The organism is Nitrosospira sp. Nsp1, assembly GCF_900100985.1.
Classification (GTDB): Bacteria; Pseudomonadota; Gammaproteobacteria; order Burkholderiales; family Nitrosomonadaceae; genus Nitrosospira.
Window position 1 is genome coordinate 12822 of sequence record NZ_FMUF01000009.1, and the last position, 22111, is coordinate 34932.

At 56.3% G+C, this 22111-nt stretch carries 12 protein-coding genes, 1 tRNA gene and 1 pseudogene; 13 read left to right on the plus strand and 1 reads right to left on the minus strand.

Translation table 11 applies throughout. The annotated features are described in order from the left end of the window. Positions 1-182: 182 nt before the first annotated feature. Positions 183-1583 (minus strand): membrane-bound lytic murein transglycosylase MltF, encoded by a 1401-nt coding sequence (gene mltF / locus BLP78_RS07365; protein ID WP_256330157.1) that lies wholly within the window; start codon positions 1581-1583, stop codon positions 183-185. Between the two features lie 74 nt (positions 1584-1657). Between mltF and BLP78_RS07370 the strand changes: the two genes are divergently transcribed. From BLP78_RS07370 to BLP78_RS07425, 13 genes and pseudogenes are all read left to right on the plus strand, one after another. Continuing rightward, a tRNA-Ser gene (locus BLP78_RS07370) sits at positions 1658-1750 on the plus strand. Between the two features lie 115 nt (positions 1751-1865). Further along, positions 1866-2051, plus strand: coding sequence for a DUF6538 domain-containing protein (locus BLP78_RS16240; protein ID WP_371128867.1), 186 nt, complete (start codon positions 1866-1868; stop codon positions 2049-2051). A gap of 713 nt (positions 2052-2764) precedes the next feature. Further along, a pseudogene (locus BLP78_RS07375) lies at positions 2765-2974 on the plus strand (transposase); the annotation flags it as partial. Between the two features lie 747 nt (positions 2975-3721). Then, on the plus strand, positions 3722-4225 hold the full coding sequence (locus tag BLP78_RS07380) for a BrxE family protein (protein WP_090458035.1): 504 nt from the start codon (positions 3722-3724) through the stop codon (positions 4223-4225). Between the two features lie 2 nt (positions 4226-4227). Next, positions 4228-5016, plus strand: a complete 789-nt coding sequence (locus tag BLP78_RS07385) for a BrxA family protein (protein ID WP_090458036.1) — start codon at positions 4228-4230, stop codon at positions 5014-5016. Next, positions 4997-5572 (plus strand): BREX protein BrxB domain-containing protein, encoded by a 576-nt coding sequence (locus BLP78_RS07390; RefSeq protein WP_090458038.1) that lies wholly within the window; start codon positions 4997-4999, stop codon positions 5570-5572. Before BLP78_RS07385 ends, BLP78_RS07390 begins: the two co-directional genes overlap by 20 nt. Before the next feature lie 29 nt (positions 5573-5601). Beyond that, positions 5602-9243, plus strand: a complete 3642-nt coding sequence (gene brxC, locus BLP78_RS07395; RefSeq protein ID WP_090458040.1) for a BREX system P-loop protein BrxC — start codon at positions 5602-5604, stop codon at positions 9241-9243. A gap of 2 nt (positions 9244-9245) precedes the next feature. Beyond that, a complete protein-coding gene (locus BLP78_RS07400) occupies positions 9246-11966 on the plus strand; it encodes an ATP-binding domain-containing protein (protein ID WP_090458041.1) in 2721 nt (906 codons plus the stop codon). Between the two features lie 10 nt (positions 11967-11976). Beyond that, a complete protein-coding gene (locus tag BLP78_RS07405; protein ID WP_090458043.1) occupies positions 11977-13869 on the plus strand; it encodes an Eco57I restriction-modification methylase domain-containing protein in 1893 nt (630 codons plus the stop codon). Beyond that, a complete protein-coding gene (locus BLP78_RS07410) occupies positions 13866-15785 on the plus strand; it encodes a BREX-1 system adenine-specific DNA-methyltransferase PglX (RefSeq protein ID WP_090458044.1) in 1920 nt (639 codons plus the stop codon). Before BLP78_RS07405 ends, BLP78_RS07410 begins: the two co-directional genes overlap by 4 nt. Continuing rightward, entirely contained in the window at positions 15782-18328 is a 2547-nt protein-coding gene (locus BLP78_RS07415) for a PglZ domain-containing protein (protein WP_090458046.1), read from the plus strand. Before BLP78_RS07410 ends, BLP78_RS07415 begins: the two co-directional genes overlap by 4 nt. 5 nt (positions 18329-18333) lie before the next feature. Continuing rightward, positions 18334-20427 (plus strand): BREX system Lon protease-like protein BrxL, encoded by a 2094-nt coding sequence (gene brxL, locus BLP78_RS07420; protein WP_090458048.1) that lies wholly within the window; start codon positions 18334-18336, stop codon positions 20425-20427. 432 nt (positions 20428-20859) lie between these two features. Next, positions 20860-22089, plus strand: a complete 1230-nt coding sequence (locus BLP78_RS07425; RefSeq protein ID WP_090458049.1) for a glycosyltransferase family 4 protein — start codon at positions 20860-20862, stop codon at positions 22087-22089. Positions 22090-22111 lie beyond the last annotated feature (22 nt).

The following is a 22111-nucleotide window of genomic DNA, read 5'->3' on the forward strand; positions in this document are numbered from 1 at the left end:
ATGGATTAAAAGTTCGTGGGAAATTGATAAGCTCAATATAGCCTGACTGCTGTAATGACTCAACAATTATTATTTGCGCAAAATGGATGAGGTGGATAGCACCACATCATTTTCTCCACCCCCGTAAATACCGCAGGCAGCGTTTACCGGAAGCTCGCTACGTTAGCGGTAGCGAACCAACCTCACCGCTTGATCGGGAAACCCCACGAATAAGGCCGTTCATATTTCAGCAAAATCTTGTAGTAGGTACGCACCGATTCCGCCAGTATGACCGCTTCGCCGCCTCGCCCATAGCCATGCTTCAGATTGCGAAAATATTTGCTCTGGCTTAGTAGCGGTAATGTTTGTTTCAGGTCCACCCACGAATCCGGGTTGAGGCCAAGACGCTGGGCCAGAATGCGCGCATCCTCGATGTGGCCGGAGCCCTGGTTGTATGCTGCCAGCGCGATCCAGGTACGGTCCGGTTCCTTGATACGTGTGGGTAGCCCATCTTTTAACAACATCAGGTAACGTGCACCCGCAAGTATGCTCTGCTTGGGGTCCAGTCGATCGGTCACCTTCATCCGGTCGGCGGTAATTTCCGTCAGCATCATGATGCCGCGCACGTTGGCGGGCGAAACCGCAAGTCGATCCCAGTGTGATTCCTGGTAGGCCAACGCTGCAATCAGCCGCCAGTCAATGCCCGTCAACTCCTCGGCCTCATGAAAGTAGTCGCGCAAATCAGGCAGTATCGTGCGCCTTTTCTTCAGAATACCAATCACATCCGTTTGGAGAAGCCGCTGAGTGTGACCATAATACCGGTCGAGCAAGCGCACTAAAGTGCCGTCCTGTTCGATGCGGTTAAAGAACTTCCGAGTCCTTTCCAACAATTCGCGTTCTGCATAGGGTGAGAAGGCCCATGCCTTGCCGGCTGGTTCACCTAAATCAAACGCTACGCCCAAATTAGGGAAGAAATTCTTTGCCAAATTGATTTGGGTGGAGTCTGCTATCACGTAATCCACTTTTCCCTCTGCCAGTTTTGCCAGCAGGTCTTCGGGCGTAATATCCACTTCAGCCCATTTTAGTTCCAGAACGTGCTGCTTTGCCTTATTCAGTGGTTCGGTATAAGTGGCGCCACCGGCAATTTCGACGGTTCTCCCCACGAGGTCGTTCAAATTTTTGGGCTTCGGGTAGTCTGTATTGTAGGCAACCTGGGGCTGAACGAGTTGATAGACCGGCCCGAAGCGGGCACGCAATGCATGCTTGGGGGTAATGGTCAAGCCAGCCGCAAAATGTCCTTGATGTTTCTCCAGGCTCAACAAGGCGTCATCCGGTTTCGGCACGATTTTAAACCTGACCTTTATACCCAGTTCGCGCGCGAACTCCGAAGCGAGGTCGAACTCCAATCCGGCATGTCCCCCTTCGGCAGTCTCATAATAGGTATCGGGACTGTTTACCGTAATAACGACTAGCTCATCGGTTTTGTCGAATGGCGATACCGATTTTTCAAATGAATCACAGGCAGCAAGGACGAGGCCGCAACCGAAAACGATAAAAAGCAAACGGGGGAGAACGTGCATGGGAGAGAGACAAGCAGAATTCATGAACATTCTGCCATGTTGTTCTGAACGAGCGCGAGATAAACGTGAGATAAACTGATAAAATGGTATACCACAACGGAGAGGTACCGAAGTGGCCATAACGGCGCTGACTCGAAATCAGATGGTCAGGGTAACCTGGCACGTGGGTTCGAATCCCACCCTCTCCGCCAATAGTTCTAAGTTATTGAATTTAAGGTAAGTAACTGATTGACCGTAGGTTTTTTATGCTTTGCTACATAAAAGTACTACAAAGCACGCCTACGGATCAATGTCCAACCATACCCCATATCTGCAAGACGCGGAGACACTTTTTCGTTTCGTATTGCTATTCCTGCTGCCCTTCATGGAGTTATCGGTAAGCGGGAATTTATCAAAGCCCTTCATACGACTGACAAGCACTGCGGTTCCAAAGGCGCTAAGGCTTGCGGCTGCAGCAAAGCAATATTCAGTGAACTAACAAATAGCAATTAACGGTTTCTTTGTCTTGCTTGAAAGGTTGCCTCCCCGCTGGTTCGATGAGTGCCGGAAGCGGAAACTGACCATTAAAAAGCTTGCGGAACTGGAATATCCAATAACGCTGGGTCCAAAACCATTGAAGACACCTATAAAGCACGTGTCAGAGCATTCCTGAGAGCAGCAATAAGAGATTGGCAAGATCAACGTTTTCCTGTCACTTTAACTACTGAGGCTATCGAATATAAAGGTAAACGGGAAGAGGTGAGAACAAGCAGCGAGCATTTACCCAAAAAGAATTAGAACGCCTTTTTAAAGGTTCAGAAATGACGGATTTTGCCGTTAATTCCAAACAAGCACATTACTTTTGGCTTCCTCACATTGGTCTTTTTACAGGGGCAAGAGTGAACGCATAAGTAAGCGCACCAAAAACAAGGTTTCGAGGCGTAAGGTTCCGATTCACTCGACATTGCAGCAGCTTGGATTTTTGAACTAATGTGGAGCAGGTAAAGAAGCAGAATTCTAAACTCTTGTTTCCCGCATGGAAACTTATGCGTGGGAACCAGTGGTGAAGCTGAGAAGTGGTTTCGGCAATTTCTTGGGAATATTGGTCTACGTGATGAGACACCCTACACGCGGATTATCGGAATGCATGCTTTAGTAGCACCTTATTAAACCCACTAGTAATGCGAACCCGCCTATAAATGCTGAGTCAATTACAGGTCATGCGGTTTATACAGCCCGGCAAGCCTGCACCAAACGCTTATGTGGAACGATTCAATCGCACTGTCCGGTACGAATGGCTGGATCTCACGATCTTCGAATCCATAGCCCATGCGCAGGAAACCGCTACGCAATGGCTGTGGCGTTACAATGCGGAAAGGCCGAATACTGCCATCGGCGGAGGGACGCCTTATCAGAAGTTGGCGATGGTCGCCTGAACACTACTTCTGAGTGCAGTTAAAAATGGGGAGAGTACCAAACCGCGAAGTTTTTGTGTCCGGCTGTTATCTCCGAAACATGACCGACTTTAAGACATAAATTAAACAGACGAAACGCTTGGGCGGCGCATTGGGCATACCCATACTCGGCCATGGGTGTACTTCAGTCCAATTGTTTGCTGATTCATAAAAATGAAAAATAGAAGCTGGGCGAACCAGTCCGGGCGCGCTCTGATCTTTTAAGGCTCTGTTTTATGACGTGATTACACTATAGGTCAAACGTTCTTGTCAGGTAACGCATAGAAACTAAGACATATTTTGCGGTGGTAGTTCCTGAGCATGTAGCCCTTACTCAGTCGTGTCTGTGGGCAGTAAGTCCCGCCTAAACCTTTTTTCGACGTACAGAAACCGATCCCCGGTATTGGAGGAGTGAGACATTTCACTGATCGATGGACCCAGCTCGGCCGCGATGCGAAGATACATGCGAGAAATAGTTCTTTTGTATACAATCTTCGGCAACTGCTGAGCTTTAGATTCTAGTTGCAAACAATCTCAGTAACTATTTCTTGCCAATAGTATTAATTGATTAGGCTGTTTCTTGTGAACCCCAAATTAAATTTTACTTTGCTAAAGAAGAAGGTTTTGGGTGTACGAGCACAGCGACCGCTAGATGCAGACGTACCGTCGAGGTAGCGCTGGTGAAATGTTTGAAGGTGCGAAAATAATTATTATTAGTGACGAGACAAGATGAAGGAATCGTTATATCTAACAACTTTGCTGCATATAAGGTTGCTAGTCGGGTTTCTTGGGGAGCGTGCTCAGTTCGCATGGTGGCCAACGGCGTTTTATGAGTCGTCGAGCCGGTTTTTCCTTGAGCCTGTCTTCTCGAAAACCTCCCGGCTCGCCCAGTATCACGGCATTATCGAGGCAGCTCGACGACTGCACGATGAGCATTTGAACGTAGGTAGCTACCACTTGTTCCGCTTGCCGGAAGAAGTTGAGCAGGACCTTCACGTGATGGTGCAGAGCAGCGTCGGTGAAAATTTTATTATCCAGGTTTTAAAAAATAACGAGATAGCATTGGACTCGTTGAGGCGTTTAGCTGAAATGGAAACGCCTGTTAGGATGGGTCCCTTTGCTATTGGAAACATAAAAGATATCGGTTCTATTGATAGCGTAAAGACAATCGCAAGCGCCTACTTAGCAGCTTTCTCAGGAGGTACGAAAACCTATCCGTATCTCGTGGCCTAGCGGTGGCAGAGAATAAGCTTTACACGTCCCGATTGGGAGCAGGTCTTGGGCTTATCAACGAAACCAAGACATTGCTGGATTTATGGTCGCCTGGCGTGTCAGCAGGCGAGTTGTATCAGTTCGCACTTGAGTCGGGCCGGTTCCCCACTATTACCGCACGCCGCCTACGCAACATTATCGTTGAATGCTTCGCCCCACGTTATCTAATTGCGGGTGGAGCACCTGCTGCACATCTCAAACGACTTTCTGCAACATTTTCAACCTCAGATCTGACGCAACTCATGCTCGTGTTCACGAGTCGCGCCAATCCAATCCTCGGTGAATTTATTCGCCACGTTTATTGGCCGCGTTATGTCGGCGGATACACGCAAATAACGAATGAGGATGCCTGTACCTTTGTCGAGCGTGCAATCGATGACGGGAAAACTGTAAGGCGTTGGTCCGATAGCATGGTACGAAACGTCTCCGGATACCTGACCGGCTGCTGTGCCGACTATGGGTTGCTTGAACGAGGCCAGAAAACCAGCCGCAAAATTATTCCGTTCCGTATTTCCTCATCACCGGCAGCTTACCTCGCTTACGAGCAACACTTTGCCGGCGTTGGCGACAACGCGCTTCTTATACACGAAGACTGGCAACTATTCGGCTTGGCGCGCGAAGACGTGCTGGAAGAGATCAAGCGGCTTTCGCTGAAGGGGCTTCTCATCGTCCAGGCGGCTGGCGATGTGACTCGAATCAGCTGGAAACAACAAGACATGGAGGCGCTCTGCGATGTCCTCACTGAAAGCTGATTTCGACGAGTTGTGCGAGCGCATCCGGCATGGGCGGGAGCTCGGTCATGGGAGCTTCGAGCCGATTTACTACCTCGTCTTTCCCCCTGAACAGATCCTCGAGGTGAAGCGGCAGACGCCTGCCTGGGTGGCCAAGCTCCACCAAGAGGGCTGGGACGTGCACACCTTCTCTATTGCAGAACAGATATGGTCTTTGCTCAAAGATGACCCATTCTGGTCGCTCTGCGTGATGGAAGACAAGTTAGCGCCGCTGGATTGGCCGCGCACCAACAAGGCCTTGGCGGACATGCTAACAGCGAATAACGGTCTACTGAAACGTCTAGAGGATGCCCTACAGCCGCTCGAAGGCCAGCAGAACGCGCTGCTCTTAGTGACTGACCTAGAAGCGTTGCATCCGTTTCTGCGCATTGGAGCCATCGAAAGCCAGCTCCAAGGCAAGTTTCACGTGCCGACGATTTTTCTGTACCCCGGCGTCCGGACCGGCAAGGCGCGCCTGAAGTTTCTCGGCTTCTACCCGGAAGATGGCAACTACCGCTCCGTCCACGTCGGCGGCTGAAACAGACATATGAACCCTGGGGCAAACCTATGACTATCCGATCACTCTTCGACCCAAGCAAGAACATCTACCGGATCATCGAGAAGGTCATTACCTATGGCGCCTCGCAAGAAGGTCGCCTTAAGGCTGAGATATCGGAGTACGTGGTCACCGAGAGCATTGAAGAGCAGTTCCGCAAGCTCCTCGATCGGATGCAACTGGCGATGGAGACCGGCGGGGAGAATGAGGTCGGTGTCTGGGTCTCTGGCTTCTACGGATCAGGTAAGAGCTCGTTCACCAAGTATCTCGGCCTGGCGTTTGATGATCAGCGCACCATCGACGGCACGCCGTTCATCAAGTATCTGCAGGACCGCCTGCAGAAGCCACAGACCAAGGCCCTGCTGAGCACCGTAGCACAGCGATTCCCAGCTGCCGTGGTCATGCTGGACCTCGCCAGTGAAATGCTTGCCGGCGCCACGATGGAAGACGTTTCCACCGTCCTCTACTTCAAGGTACTTCAGTGGGCGGGCTACTCGCGAAACCTCAAAGTTGCCGCCTTCGAGCGCATGGTCGAAAAGGACGGCCGCACCCCCGAGCTGCATGAGTGCATCGCTCAGGCGCTGCCTGGCGCGACCTGGGTTCGCGTTCAAAACAATCCATTGGCCATCGACGGGCTGATCCCGAAGATCGCCCACGAGATGTACCCGGCACTCTTTCCGGAAGCCAAATCCTTCTCGTCCAGCACCGAGGGCTTCTTCCAGTTCGAAGACCAGCGCGTGCAGGAGATGATCGATATCGTCCGTGAGAAAAGCGGTAAGCAGAACATCATCTTCATCGTCGACGAAGTGGGTCAGTATGTTGCCTCGCGTGACAACCTGATCCTCAACCTCGATGGCCTGGCCAAGAACCTCAAGCGGCTGGGCGACGGCAAAGCCTGGATCATCTCTACCGCGCAGCAGACACTCACCGAAGATGACCCGCGCGCCGCGCTGAACTCCGACAAACTCTACAAGCTCAAGGATCGCTTCCCGATCCAGATCGACCTCGAATCGAGCGACATCAAAGAGATCTGCTACCGCCGCCTGCTCGGCAAGTCGCCGGCCGGCGAGACTGAACTCGGTAAGCTGTTCGATGCCCACGGCCAAGCGTTGCGGCACAACACCAAACTGCAGGACGCCAAGTATTATGACGCGGACTTCGGCAAGGAGAGTTTCACTAATCTCTATCCGTTCCTGCCGGCTCACTTTGACATCCTGCTGCACCTGCTGGGTGCCTTGGCCAAGTCCACCGGTGGCATCGGCTTGCGCTCTGCGATCAAGGTGATCCAAGACGTCCTGAAGGGCGAAGGCGGTTCCAAGGCGATGGCCGATCAGTCCGTGGGTTGGCTCGCCACCACCGTTACGCTGTACGACGAGTTGGAGAAGGACATTCGTCGTGCCTTTACCTCCATTCACCAAGCGGTTGGCAAGGTCCAGATTCGCTTCCCGGACTCGCAGCTCCATCAGGATATCGCTAAGTCCGTCGCCGTATTGCAGATCCTCAGCAATTTGCCAGTGTCGGCACAGAACGTAGCCAGCCTGATGCACCCCTCCATCACTGCGCCTTCGCAGCTCGACACGGTGCGCAAAGCTGTCGACGAGATGCTGGGTGACGTGCACGTGCCGTTGGGGGAAAAGGATGGCAGCCTCGTCTTCCTCAGCGAGAAGCTGCGTGACATCGAACAAGAACGCGGTGCCATTGCACTGCGCACCGTGGATGTGAAGCGTATCTTCAACGATGCGCTGCGCGAATCTTTCGACCCGCTGCCGCGCGTCAGCCTCCACGGCACGATGGCCGTTGCGACAGGCTTGAAGGTCCAGGCCGGCAGCGCCATCACCAGCCTGGCCGGTGATCAGAGCACGATCCAAACCGTCGTGGAGCTGGTGCCTACCAGCGACTACGACATCGCCAAGAACCGCATGCTGGACGACTCCCGCAGCCGCGCAGGGCGTAACATCATCGGGTTGCTGGCCCGATCCAACCCCGAGCTGGACGATCTGGCCAACGAAATCTATCGTTGCCAGCGCATCGCCGAACTCCATCGCAACGAGCCCGACCAAGAGGTCAAGGACTACTGCACTGGTCAGCTCGACCGCGCCGCCAAGCTCGCGACCCGACTCCAGAGCAAGATCAAGCAAACTCTGCAGGCCGGCTCGTTCGTTTTCCGTGGCCAAGCAACGGCGGTATCGGCACTGAATGCTGACCTGCTGGAAGCGGCCAGGAAGCTGCTCTCCGATGTGGCTGATCAGGTGTTCAACCGTTATGTCGAAGCACCAGTGCGCGCCGGCACCGACACCGCCGAGAAATTCATGAAGGTCGCCAACCCCGCTGCTATCAGCAGCAGCCTTGACCCGCTCGGCCTGGTGCAGACGGTTGCGGGTCGTGCCTCTTTCAAGACTGATCACAAGGCGATGATCAGCATCCGCGACTACATCGACAAGCGCGGCATGGTCGATGGCAAGCGCTTGCTCGACGATTTCAGCGGCGACCCATTCGGCTGGTCGCCAGATACGGCGCGCTACATCGTAGCCGCCATGCTGATGGCCGGTGAAATCAAGCTCAAGGTTTCGGGGCGAGAAGTCACTGCCGCAGGCCAGCAGGCAATCGATGCCCTGAAGACTAACAACTCCTTCAAGCAGATCGGCGTTGCCCTGCGCGACGAGCGCCCGTCTATCGAAACCCTCGGTCGAGCTGCGGAGCGGCTCACTGAACTGGTCGGCGATATGGTCATTCCGCTGGAGCAGGAGATCAGCAAGGCGGCTACCAAGTACTTCCCGCGCTTCCAGTATGATTACGGCTCCCTGGCCGAGAAACTCAGCGGCCTCGGGCTGGCGGGTAGCGACCGCATCCGCACCTTGAACCAGGACATTGCTGACGTCCTGTTTACCGATGCGTCGGACGCACCCCAGCGCCTGGGCGCCGAAACCTCCGCCATTTACGACAACCTTAAGTGGGCGCTGGCAGTGAAACGCGTGCTCGACAACGGCCTGGATACCACTCTGCGAGACCTTCAAGCCCATCGCCGCGACATCGAGGCCTTGCCCGACACGGGCGTGCCGGGAGAGCTGCGACGTGAGCTCGCCGAAGACTTGGGAATCCTATCGGAGCGTTTGTGCAAAGAGGACTTCTACAAACACACCGCTGACTTCAATTCGCAACTCACTCACTTGAAGGGCCGCGTGCGTAATGCGACCACCACTCTGCCTGAGCAGCAAAAGCTGCGCTTGAGAGAGGGCGTCGAAGACTTGCAGCGCATCCCCGAATGGGAAGAACTCACCCAGGAAGAGCGCGGCAACGCTGTGAACCGTCTGGACGGGCTCACTCTGGCGGCCACCCAGGATCTGGCTGGACTCAAAAAGCTCCTGGCCCGCGACTACGACATCAACAGCACCCTCGAAGAACTCAAGCGCTCCATTCAGCGTCAAGGCCAGGAGCGCCTGCGCCAACGCATGGAAGAAGTTTGTGCCAAGACCGGCGAGAAAGGTTCTGCCAAGCTCTCCAGGTCGATTTCTGTGCCCGTGAAGATGACATCGGCTTCGGACATCGACGCGTTAATCCAGCAGCTTCATGAAATCAAGGCACAGCTCGCCCTCTATGCGGAGATCGAAGTGACGTTTGTCGTCGGCGACCAGCCTGGAATAGAAGGGGACTAACGATGGAGCTGACAACAGAATTCAGGCAGCACGTTGAAGAGGTCGCGGGCGAGGCATTGACACAACTCGAAAGTATCGCTGCTGCAGCCAAGAGCAAGCTTCACGATGAGCGGACGCTGGGGTCTGACGCATTGGCGAGCATCAACACGATGACGTCCAGTTCGGCCATCCAGAAGCTGGATCAGATCAACCAGGCAAACCGAGAGAGCTATCAGGTATTGGCGGCCGAGCCGGCGATTGCCCGTGTTGTGGTCATGGATGAGGAAGGCGAAGAGCGCACCTACTACATCTGCCGTACCAGTCCGGTCTCAGGCTTCCCCAATCTCGCCAGCTACCGCGCCCCTGTCGGGCGCTTGGCCTCCCTGGCGATTGGGACCGAGTTCACCTTGCCAAATGGCATGGTTGTCGAGGTCTTGGAGCGCGCCCAACTCCGGCCTGCCGCACTCGCCGACGGCTGGGATTCTCGTGACACCGTGGTTGAAGCTGAGCATTTCGGCTCGATTACCATCGAGTCGTTGCGGGCACTGTTGACGGACGTCGAGGGCGAAGAAGTTACCGAAGACATCTTAGGCCAACTCCTGGCCGAAGAGACCGTCAAGGCCAATATCATCAACGGCGTGCGGCGCAGCGTCATCACCAAGATGGGGCTGAGGGATCAGCCCATTCTCGATCAGTACCAAGACGAAATTTTCCGGCTGCCTCTCGACAAGCGCTTGCTGATCTTGGGGCCACCCGGTACCGGCAAGACCACGACCCTGATCCGCCGCCTGGGCCAGAAGCTTGACACCGCATTTCTTGAAGAAGGTGAACAACGCCTTGTCGAGACGGTAAGTGCGGCGCAAGGCATTGCGCACGCCAACAGTTGGCTGATGTTCACGCCAACCGAGTTGCTCAAGCAGTACCTCAAAGAAGCCTTCGCACGCGAGGGCGTTCCTGCCCCTGATCAGCGAATCAGAACCTGGCAGGACTACCGACGCGAGCTCGCCAGGAATACTTTTGGCGTGCTCAGGACCGCCTCGGGTGGTGGCACCTTTGTCCTGAAGGACGGACTGCTGAGCTTGAGCGAAGCAGCGCTCGATCATCCCATTCAGTGGTTCGAAAATTTCGACACATGGCAGCGCAACGCCTACGGGCAGGACCTGCATGAAGCGGCGGCTCTGCTTCATGATGCCAAAATGCCAGAAGTTCAGGGCCTCGGTGCAAGCCTACAAGCTATCTTGACTCGGGCGGGTGATGGCGTCTTGGTATCCACGTTCGGATCGCTGGCCGCAGAGCTCCCCAAGGTACAGGCACTCGTTACCAGCCTGAAAGAAGCCTCTGACGGCAAGATCAAAGCCGCGCTGAATTTCCAGCTCAATCGCAACCGAGCGTTCCTGGATGAGCTGGCGCGCTTCATCGACGGCTTGCAGCAGACCCAGACAACAGACGCCGACGAGCAAGACGACCTCGATGCCGATGAGGAAGAAGACGTCACGGTACCCCGCACCGGACGGGCCGCGGCACTCAACGCCTATATGCAAGCCGTGCGGGCAGAAGCACGCGCAATTGCCTCCAAACGCACGCTCAGCAAGACGTCTCGCAACAGCAAGATCATCGAATGGCTAGGCGACCGCACCCTGACGGAAGCGGATCGCGCCGAAGTGGGAGCGAGCCTTCTGGTGCAGAGCAACGCCCGCCGCTTTGTAAATCCGGTCAAGCGGTACCTCGACGGTATTCCCAAGCGCTACCGTGCGTTCCGACGTGAACGCCAGCAAACCGGCAACTGGTACCTTAACAAGGGTTTTGAAGCCCGCGACATCCACCCGCTCGAACTGGATATTGTGCTGCTGGCCATCCTGCGCGCAGCAGGAGACCTGATCAGCAAACCCAACGTTCAACGCGATATCGACAGCCCCGCCTGGTCATCGCTCCAGCCCATCCTGGGGCATTACCGCAACCAGATCCTTGTGGATGAGGCGACGGACTTCTCGCCCATTCAACTCGCCTGCATGGCGGCTCTGGCCCATCCACGGCTGCGTTCGTTCTTCGCCTGCGGCGACTTCAACCAGCGCCTGACCACCTGGGGTGCGCGCTCCGCTGACGAATTGAATTGGGTCTTTGCAGACCTGGACATCAAGGAGATCACCGTCTCCTATCGGCAGAGCAAACACCTCAACGACTTGGCCCGCGCCATGATTCGCGCGGTGGGCGGTACCGAACAGAACGCCAGCTTGCCAGCGCATGTGGACGGCGTGGGTGTGGCGCCTGCCTTACTGGAGCATGCAGCCGAAGAGCCCGTCATCGTCAGTTGGCTGGCCAATCGCATTCGTGAGATCGAGCGCTTCGTCGGCCAGTTGCCATCCACCGCCATCTTCGTGAACTCAGAAAACGATGTGGCGCCAGTGGCCGAGGCACTGAATGCCGCCCTGGCCGAGCACAACATACAAGTTATTGCCTGCCGCGAGGGCCAGGCCGTTGGGCAAGAAACCAATGTGCGCGTGTTCGACATCCAGCACATCAAGGGGCTGGAGTTCGAGGCAGTCTTCTTTATCGGCATTGACCAACTCGCGGCGCTGTACCCGTCGCTTTTCGATAAATACCTGTACGTAGGCACCACACGAGCCGCCACTTACCTGGGCGTGACCTGTGGCGGTGCCTTGCCACCTGTTATCGAGGAACTGCGCCCGCTCTTTGGTCAGCACTGGCAAGCCCCCGGTGCAGATGACACCGGCACGGACCAATAGGAATCGATTGATGGCCTTCGACCAAACAACAAGAAACCGCCTACAGCGCTTCGTCAACGACGCGCGCCGCGTGCTGGAAGAGGAGTTCACTCGCCAATTCCAGAACGACTATGGCATGGACCCGAACGCAGGCAGCGTTACGGAACTGGCCAACCTGCATCACATCAATGATGCCCAGCGCGAATCCGCGCGCATCTTGCGCGACACCCTGGCGCACTACTGCGCCGGTGGCGACATGGATGCCAAGCAGGGGCTGGACCGTATCGTTCGCGAGCAGGCCTTTACGGTGCTCAACCGCTTGGCGGCATTGCGCATGGCCGAAGCGCGTGGATTGTTGATCGAGTCGGTGGGCAACGGCTTCCAGGCCAAAGGGTTTCAGCTTTATGCCCGCCTTGCTGGCACGGGGCTGGGTGAAACCGGCGATGCTTACCGCACTTATTTGTTCAGTGTGTTCGATGAGCTGAGCCAAGACCTGCCCGGGCTCTTCGACCGCTTCTCGCCGCAGGGCCGTTTGTTCCCGCGCGAAGCTGCGCTGCTGCAAGTGCTCAACCTGATCAACGATGCCGACATCGCCACGCTATGGAGTGAGGATGAGACCATCGGCTGGATCTACCAGTATTTCAACTCCAAGGAAGAGCGGAAGGCCATGCGCGATGCCAGCCAGGCGCCGCGCAACAGCCGCGAGCTGGCGGTGCGCAACCAGTTCTTCACTCCGCGCTACGTGGTTGAATTCCTCGTGGACAACACGCTGGGCCAGCTGTGGTTCAACGCTACCGGCGGGCAAACATCATTGCGCAAGCGGTGCCAATACCTGCTGGTAAAACCCGACGAGACGCCGCAGGCTACCACCAAACTGCGCGATCCGCGCACCCTCAAACTGCTGGACCCGGCCTGCGGCTCAATGCACTTCGGCCTGTATGCCTTCGACCTGTTCGCCGAGATTTACCGTGAGACATGGGTCTGGGAGCAGCAGAACGGCCCCGGCTCGTTGGATGTGTCCACTCATCCACAGGCGGCATTTAAGCCAATGAGCCAGACCTACGAGGACGAGGCGACATTTCAGCGTGACGTACCCCGCCTGATCATCGAGCACAACATCTATGGCGTGGACATCGATCCGCGCGCAGCGCAAATCGCCTCGCTTGCGCTATGGCTGCGGGCACAGCGGGCTTGGCATGACGCAGGGGTCAAGGCCAAAGAACGGCCACCAATCTGCCGTGGGCATGTGGTGGCCGCCATTGCGCCGCCGGCAGAACGAGAGCTGCGCCAACAGTTCGCCACCAGCCTGGATCAGCGCGATGCAGAGCTGTTCGAGAAGACTTTGCAACTGCTCAAGGGTCTGCCGGAAATGGGCGTTCTGCTCCAAGTGGAGCGTGATCTGCCTCACCTGATCGAGAAGGTATATGGCAAGAACACCGACCTGTTCAACGACCGGCAAAAAGCCAAGACCTGGGCGCAGATCGAAACCGACCTACACAGCGCGCTTACCGATTTCTCCCAAGCCGCCAAAGCCACCTACCAAGGCCGCCTGTTCGCCCAGGATGCCTTGCAGGGCTTGCGACTGATCGATCTCTGCCGCGAGGTGTTCGATGTGGTAGTGATGAATCCGCCCTTTGGGGCGCTGGCTGCCAACACCAAAGATCAACTCGCCAAAGCCTATCCACGCAGCAAGAACGATCTGCTGGCCATCATGGTCGAGCGCGGGCTGGAGCTGCTGCGCGCTGGAGGACGCATTGGTGCCATCACTTCGCGTACTTGCTTTTTCCTCTCCAGCTTTCAGAAATGGCGTGAGGACGTGGTGTTGGGCATTGCCCGCCCCGAAGTGATGGCTGACCTGGGTTTTGGCGTTATGGACGATGCTGCCGTTGAGGCGGCAGCTTATGTGTTGGAGAAACAGGCATGACCACCTTCTTGCGCCTGTTGGCGGATAAAGACAAAGCTACCAATCTGCTGACCAGTTGTACGGCTTTGCGGGCGGCGGAAAACGATACGCGGGTATTTCAGGTGGCGCCGGAGTCGTTCCGGGCAGTGCCGGGGGCACCGTTTGCGTATTGGGTGAATGAGACGGTGCGTCAGCTCTTCAAGAAAATCCCAGCCCTTGAGTCAGATTACAGAACCACGAAGCAAGGGCTTGCATCGGCTGATGATTTTCGCTTTGTTCATGTGTGGTGGGAGGGAGACCACGACGGATGGTTCGGCTTTGCCAAGGGTGGTGCTTTTTCCCCGTTCTATTCGGATGTGTTTTTGCAGGTCAATTGGTCGCAAAGCGGTGCACAGATCAAGAACAACCTGAACGACAAAGGTGGGGTGAGATCCAATGTCTGGATGCTACGTGACACGGCCAATAATTTCTTTGGACGTTCCGGCCTCACTTGGCCGCTGCGTACCAATGGACTTAGTTTTCGCGCCATTCCTCGTGACTGCATCTTTGGCCACAAAGGGCCAACCGCCTTTGTCGCCGATGACTCGCCAGATGCCTTGCTCGCACTATGCGCCCTGGTCAACAGCCAAGCCTTTGGCCTATTGGTTTCGGTGCAGTTGGCGCGTGTGGAGTTAGCGCAATCCTTCGAAGTGGGACTAATCCAGCAAACCCCCGTCCCCAACCTCAGCTCCGATCAGCAAGTTGCGCTCGTTGCTCTGGCCCGTCGCGCCTGGTCGCTTAAGCGCACGCTGGACACAATCGAAGAAACTTCCCATGCGTTTGTGCTGCCCGCCGCATTGCGCGCTCGCCTAGACGGTTACGACCCACCTATCATCGAAGCTGAGCTGGGGCGCATCCAGGCTAAGATCGACGCCATCGCCTTCGACCTCTACGGCTTTAGCGAGGCCGACCGCGCTGCTTTACAGCCCAGGCAGGGTGCGGCGAATGAGGGCGATGCCGAAACCAATGCAGATGACGATGGCGATGAAGAAGGAAACACCGCGCCCATAGACCAAACCGACAGCCTGCTCTCCTGGGCCGTCGGCGTGGCCTTTAGTCGCTTCGACTGGCGCCTGGCCACCAGCGAACGCGCCGCCCCCGCCGAGCCGGAGCCCTTCGACCCACTACCCGCGAAGAGTCCCGGCATGTTGCCCGATGGTGCGGCGCCGTTTCATGCCCACGCTGGAATCCTGGTGGACGACGTCGGCCACCCGCACGACCTGGCGCGTCTGGTCGAAGAAGTGCTGGCCCGTGTCGATGCTCCCGTGCCCAGCGACGTGCGCCGCTGGCTTCAACGTGATTTCTTCCCCTTCCACTTGCAGCGCTATTCCAAGAGCCGTCGTAAAGCACCCATCTACTGGCCATTGAGCACGACGTCCGGCAGCTACACATTGTGGGTCTATTACCCCAGCCTCACCAGCCAAACGCTGTACACCGCCATCAACGACTTCATTGAGCCCAAGCTAAAACAGATTGGCGCTGACGTGACGACGCTGCGCAACAAGGGTTCTGCTCGCAGCCGGGATGACGAGAAGCAGTTCGAAGCCTTGCAAGCTTTCGAACTGGAGTTGATCGAGCTGCGCGACACCCTGCTCAAGCTCGCACCCACCTACAAGCCCAACCACGACGACGGCGTGCAGATTAGCGCCGCGCCGCTGTGGCTGTTGTTCCGCCACAAGCCCTGGCAGAAGGTGCTCAAGGACACTTCGGCGAAGCTGGAGAAAGGCGATTACGACTGGGCACACCTGGCCATGAACTACTGGCCCGAGCGCGTGCGGGAAAAGTGCAAGACCGACAAGTCGCTGGCCATCGCGCACGATTTGGAGAATTTGTATGTCGAGCCCGAGGCCAAACCAAAGAAGGCGCGCGGCAAAAAGAAGGCCGGGGGTGATGAATGAGTATTGCTGAATTTATTCGCGAGAGCGTGCTGCGACCGCGCCTGAAACAGGCCGGCGCCCTGGTGGTGTACGACGCCGACAAGCGATACCGCGAGCAATGTTTCGATCTAGCAACCGACAAAGTGCGGGTGGTGGATGCCTCGGAAAGCAGCATTGAAAGCCGCGAGGCGGCACTGCTGGCACTGCGCGAGGTGGGGCAGCCTCCCAAACAAGGAGGATCGCCGCTCGAAGGAGTATTGATCTATGTGCCCACCAAGCGGCCGGAGACCGACGAGCAAAAGCAGGCGGACCCGTTCGCGCTGTACGCAGAATGCGGTGCGGTGTTCCCGCAAGACGATGGAGACGAATACCTGAGCCTTTGCCTGCGTGCCAGGCCGGATCACGCCACTGAGATCCGCCAGGTGTTTACCGGGTCGCCTGCGGGGCCGACCTTTGCAGTGATTGATGCCATCGGTGGCGGCGTGAGCTGGCCCCAGTTGCGCGCGACCTTGCGGGTGGAGTCCGGCCGGGAGATTCTGGCCGCGTTACTGGCGCCGAGCATCAGCCAAACCGAAGCGCTGAAGGAGCAGGAAGGTTGGGGGCAAGAGGCGCGTGACTTCCTCCGCGCCACCTTGGGCTTGGGCGTGAAGACGCGCGGTAAGACCTGGGCCGCCTTGGCAGATGAACTTTGGCGCTACGTGCTGTTCAGCGAGTTCGTTTTTGATTTGCCGGGGGCATTGCCAGAAACCCTGAAAGGGGTGCCACATGCGCCCATGGAAGCCAGGCCCATCGTCGAGGATGTGTGCGACCGGCTGCGCAGTGATCCGAAGTCACGCTCGGTGTACATCGAGCGGGCCGAGGCCATCGAAGCGGAACTCAATCTCGCCGATCTGTGTGGGGCGATTGAAGACCTGGGTGAGCGCGACACCTTCCCCTTCGAGGAGCGAACTTTCCTGCGCAAGGCGATCAAGGGCATTGTGACTGGCGACACCGATGCCACACGTCGGGTGCTGGCCCGCCATAAGAACTCGGTTTGGCTGGGTAAGGGTGAAAGCCAGGCCCAATGGGAGTTGGTACGGACCGGCCTGAGCCTGGTCGAGGCCTGTGAAGACTTTGAACGCCAGTTGCCGGACCACGCCCGTTCCCAGGCGGAGCTGATCGATTTCTACCTCGGCAGCTTGCGTGAAGCAGACCGCTCGCAGCGCGAGTTTGAGCAGGCCGCGGGAGACTTTCTCGACCAGCACGGCTTGATGCATGAAGTGATCGGCCAGGCACGGGCGCGCTATCGGAGCCTGGCCGAAAAGGTTCAAGGCGTGTTTGTGAAACACATCGAGACCGCTGGCTGGCCACCTGCCGGGCGCCTGGCCAACGCCGATGCCTTTGATCGCTTGGTGGCAGATCGCCTCAAGGAAAGCGGGCGCAAGGTGGCCTACCTGATGGTGGACGCCTTGCGCTACGAGTTGGGCGTCGCCCTTGAAAAGCTGCTGGCAGAGGACGGGCCGGTCGAGCTGCGAGCAGCTTACGCGCAACTGCCGACCATCACCCTGGTGGGCATGGCGAGCTTGCTGCCTGGCGCACGCACGGGCTTGGCTTTGTCACTGGAGAACGATGCGCTCGTACCCAAGCTGGATGGGGCGCCGGTGGGCAACGTCCCGCAGCGCATGAATGTGCTGGCCAAGCGTTACGGTGACCGCTTCTCGGAAATGTTACTCAACGATTTTGTGCGGGGCAAAGCTAAACCGAAGATTGCGGAAACCGTCGACCTGCTGGTGTTGCGCTCTACGGAGATCGACAGCCAACTGGAGAGCAACCCCGAGACGACGCTGGGTCTGATTCCCGGCACACTCAAGCTGATCCGCGTTGCACTGCACAAGTTGCGTGGCATGGGTTTCAAGGAAGCGGTCATCGTGACCGACCACGGCTTCTTCCTCAACGCGCAAGCGGAGGCTGGGGATGTGTGCGTCAAACCCCAGGGAAAATGGCCGGTAAACGCACACGACCGCATGATGCTGGGCGACGGGTCGGCAGACGGTCATAGCTTGGTCGTCAGCGCGGAGAAGGTTGGTATTCGAGGTGATTTCTCCCAAGTGGCTCTACCTCGCAGCATGGCGCCCTATCGTGCGGGGCACCTGTATTTCCACGGTGGGGTGTCCTTGGCGGAGGCCGTTGTACCGGTGCTGGTTGCTCGTCTGGATACCGTGGGCCATGCGGAACTGCGCAAAGTGGTGGTGGAGCTCAACTACAAGAACGGCGCAAAACGAATCACTACGAGGCTGCCGGTCATCGAAGTCATACTGATTGCCGACGATATGTTTTCGCAAGAGATGAGCGTCGATATTTTGCTGGAAGCGCAGGACAGCAAGGGCAATGTGGTCGGTGAACCACGCCTTGGCGGTGATGTGAATCCCGCCACCCGAACGGTGACCTTGATGCCGGGCCAGCGCAAACAGATTGCCTTGCGCATGGATGACGAGTTCAGGGGCAAGTTCTCTGTCAAAGCGCTGAATCCAACCACGCTCGCGGCATACTGCGCGCTTGCTATTGAAACCGACTATACGGAATAAGCCCTATGGACGAACTGGACCAAAAGCTAAACGCGACTTTCGACGGCAAAGTGCTTCGCAAGGACTTGCTGCATCGAATCAAGAAAGGTACCAACGTCCCGACGTTCGTCCTAGAGTTTCTGCTTGCCAAGTATTGCGCCAGTAATGACCAAGCGGAGATGGATGCCGGAATGGGGGCGGTGCTTTCGACATTACAGGAAAACTATGTGCGCTCGGATGAAGCCAACGCAGCGCAATCGAAAGTGGCGACCAAGGGCAAACACCGTTTCATTGACAAGATTCATGTCCGCTATGTCGAGAAGGAGAAGCGCCATTGGGCGTCTCTGGAAAACTTCAACTCTCAGCGCATTGCCATTAGCGAGAAGTTCTATAGAGACAACGACCGCTTGCTGGAGGGAGGTATTTGGGCCGAAGTGACTCTGGCACACAACGATATCGATGATGACGACTATGCCTTCTCCATCCAGGATCTACGGCCGATTCAACTTTCGCGCTTTGATTTCGAGCGCTACACCGAAGGCCGCGCGGATTTCACCCGCGATGAGTGGATCGCGGCTGTTTTAAGGTCGGTCGGATTGGAGCCAAGCAAGCTGTCGAAACGCGTACAGATGCACTACATCGCCAGGCTGGCTTGCTTAGTGGAGCCCAACTACAACTACATCGAGCTAGGCCCGCGCGGCACCGGCAAGTCCTACTTCTTCAGTGAATTTTCGCCCTATGCCACGCTGATCTCGGGCGGTCAGGCAACCAAGGCTACGTTGTTCTACAACAACGCACGCCGCAAGGTGGGTCTGGTCGGCTTTTGGGACACCGTTGCCTTTGACGAAGTTGGCGGGATCAAGGTGCGTGATCCGGACACCATACAGATCATGAAAGACTTCATGGCCAACGGTCGCTTTTCACGCGGGGCGGAGGTCATTGCCGATGCCAGCTTGAGCTTCGTTGGCAATATCGATGTCTCCGTGCAGCAAGTGGTGAACTCAAACGAACACGACTTGTTCCAGCCGCTGCCCCCAGAGCTCGATCTGGCCGTGATGGACCGCTTTGCAGCCTATATTCCGGGCTGGGAAATGCCCAAGAACAGCAGCGAGTTCCTGACCAACCGCTACGGATTCATCACCGACTATCTGGCCGAGGCCTTCCACTACCAGTTCAAGCACACGAACCGGTATGAGGAAGTCAGCAAGCGCATTCGCCTCGGCAAGTCGATCGAGGGACGCGATGAAAAAGGCATCAAGAAAACCGTCTGCGCCTTCTTAAAGATACTGCACCCAAACGGGCCACCCGCGGACGACGAGTTCGAGGAGTATGTGGCCTACGCGACGGAATGCCGCCGCCGTGTTAAGGAGCAGATGAACAAGCGCAAGCCGGACGACGAGTTTGCACGTATTAACCTGTCCTATTACAAGGCGAGCGGAGAGGAAGTCGTCGTGTTCTGCCCGGAGTCGAAGGATGCGCCGGCGACGCAAGAGCCTGCCCGTCGCAGGTTGACTCAGCCGGGTGAGCACCCCGACGCAGTAGCTGACGTGCAGTCAGTCGTTCAGCCTGCGCCAACCATCGAAGCTGCGCCTTCAGCCGCACCGCCTCCGATTAAACCGGTACCTGCCGCGGTGGCATCGACCCCGACGGAACTCAAGGAGCAGCACTTCACGATCCTCTACGGGGACACCGGCCATAGCTATGAGTCGATCATCAGACCCTATCTCCATGGCGCGAAGACCGTTGTCATCGAAGATCCTTATATCCGGCTCCAGCATCAGATTCAGAATTTCGTGCGCTTTTGCGAGACAGTACTGAAGGCGGGCACCGTGAAAAAAATCAGCCTGATCACAGGCTACGACGATAAGACCCAGTTGGCTGACATTGCCGAGAAACTCGACGAGCTCAAACAGAGCCTCCTGGAGTTGGATGTTGAGCTGGAGGTGAAATTCCACCCCAACATCCATGACCGCGAAATCCGCCTCGACAACGGTTGGATCATCAAGATCGGTCGCGGGCTTGATTTCTACCAGAAGCCCGGGGGTTGGTTCGAGGTAGGTGCGAACGACCTCAGTTTAAGAAAATGTCTTGAAACTAAGGTTGATATATTCCGTGCTTAAGTAGGTAACATCTTCCCATTATATAAAATCGAAAATACCACAAATTAAGATACAAACGGCAATGCATCGTATGAAGATGGAGGACGCGGGGGGCAGCAAATGGACATCGCGGCATGGCAGTATCATCGGCATTCCCGCTCAATTCCACCTGTTCCGCAGCCAAGCTTCAGCATATGCAACTTGCAATGGCACAGCCTTGCGTTATGGGCTACGATCCACCGGCTGGAGGACGGTAAATCGTTGCCTCTTTCTTCGTAAATACCTGAGTTAAACCTTCTTCGCTGCCCTCACCTGTAATTTCTTACAGCTGTTTTTATCATCAATTCTCGTGCCTAATGAATAACTGCCACCCGAAGAAGATCGTCGGCCAGGTATTCTCAATTTATTGATGCTGGATTTCCAGTTTTCGTCTGGGCTCACGGGAACTCTCCTATGCGCGTATGCTTCATTTCTCATTCCGCCGGTCGGTACGGCGCGGAATTGGCTTTGCTCGAACTGCTGCAGGGACTTTTTCATTCAGATATCGAGATCCTGGTACTGGTTCCCAAGAAGGGGCCGCTTCTGGACGAGCTTGACCGCCTGAACATTGAATGGCGAATTGTCGGCTATCCTGTCTGGATGTCTCGCCCAAGGGCGCTTCCATATCGTGTGATGCGCCTCCTGAAAACAGCATTCATGAGTATCCGGGTGGCCCAGGTAATTAAAAATTGGAAGGCGGACGTTGTCTACACCAATACGATAGTAACCGGGGTCGGCGCGCTCGCCGCGCGACTTCTACGTCTGCCGCACGTTTGGCACTCGCACGAGTCCTTGCGTCACAATCCCAGCCAGAGATTCGATCTGGGCGAACCTGCCGTCTCGTACCTCATGGATCGTTTGTCCGATGCGATTATTGTCACTTCCCAATCTGTTGGGAATGATTACAAACATCTCCGTAATATGGACAAGATCCGCGTAATTTACCAGTCGGTTACTCCATGTCTCGATACCGGGAATTCAACCGGCATGGTCATGGATCGAATATTCTTCCAGTGCGTTATTATCGGTTCCCTGCATCGGTGGAAAGGCCAGCACCAGGCAATCTCTGCGCTTGCGGAGCTGGCCGGCAAGAACATCAATGTTCATTTGTTGCTGGTGGGGGACGATGGGAAACGCTACCGCGCGGAACTGGTGCAGCAGGCAATGACCCTCGGCGTCACGCAACGGATAAAATTTTACGGCTATGCCGAAGATCCGATGCCCCTCATACGTAATGCCGATGTCGTGCTTGTGTGTTCCCGATGGGAGGCTTTCGGCCGGGTGGCTGTGGAAGCGATGCTTGCGGGAAAGCCCGTCATAGGAAGCGCAAGGGGGGCAACAGCGGAGATCATCCAGCACGGCAAGACGGGCCTTCTCTATGAATGGGAAAATGTAAAAGAGCTGGTTGAACGAATACAGTTCCTGCACGATAACCCGAAGGCGAGCCTCGGCATCGGACGCGCTGCACAACAATGGGCAGAGAGCAGGTTTACGCAGGAACGATACGCACGGGAGGTTCTCGAGATACTGTCAGAGGTGGCTTCAAACCGCTCTGGCGCCAAAGTCACGCGTTTGCCGAAGAATAAAATTCCGGATGCCGTAGCGGAGACAAGAATCCAGTCAGGCACATCCGGTCGGGAATGAGCTGCAAACAGGAAAAACAGCG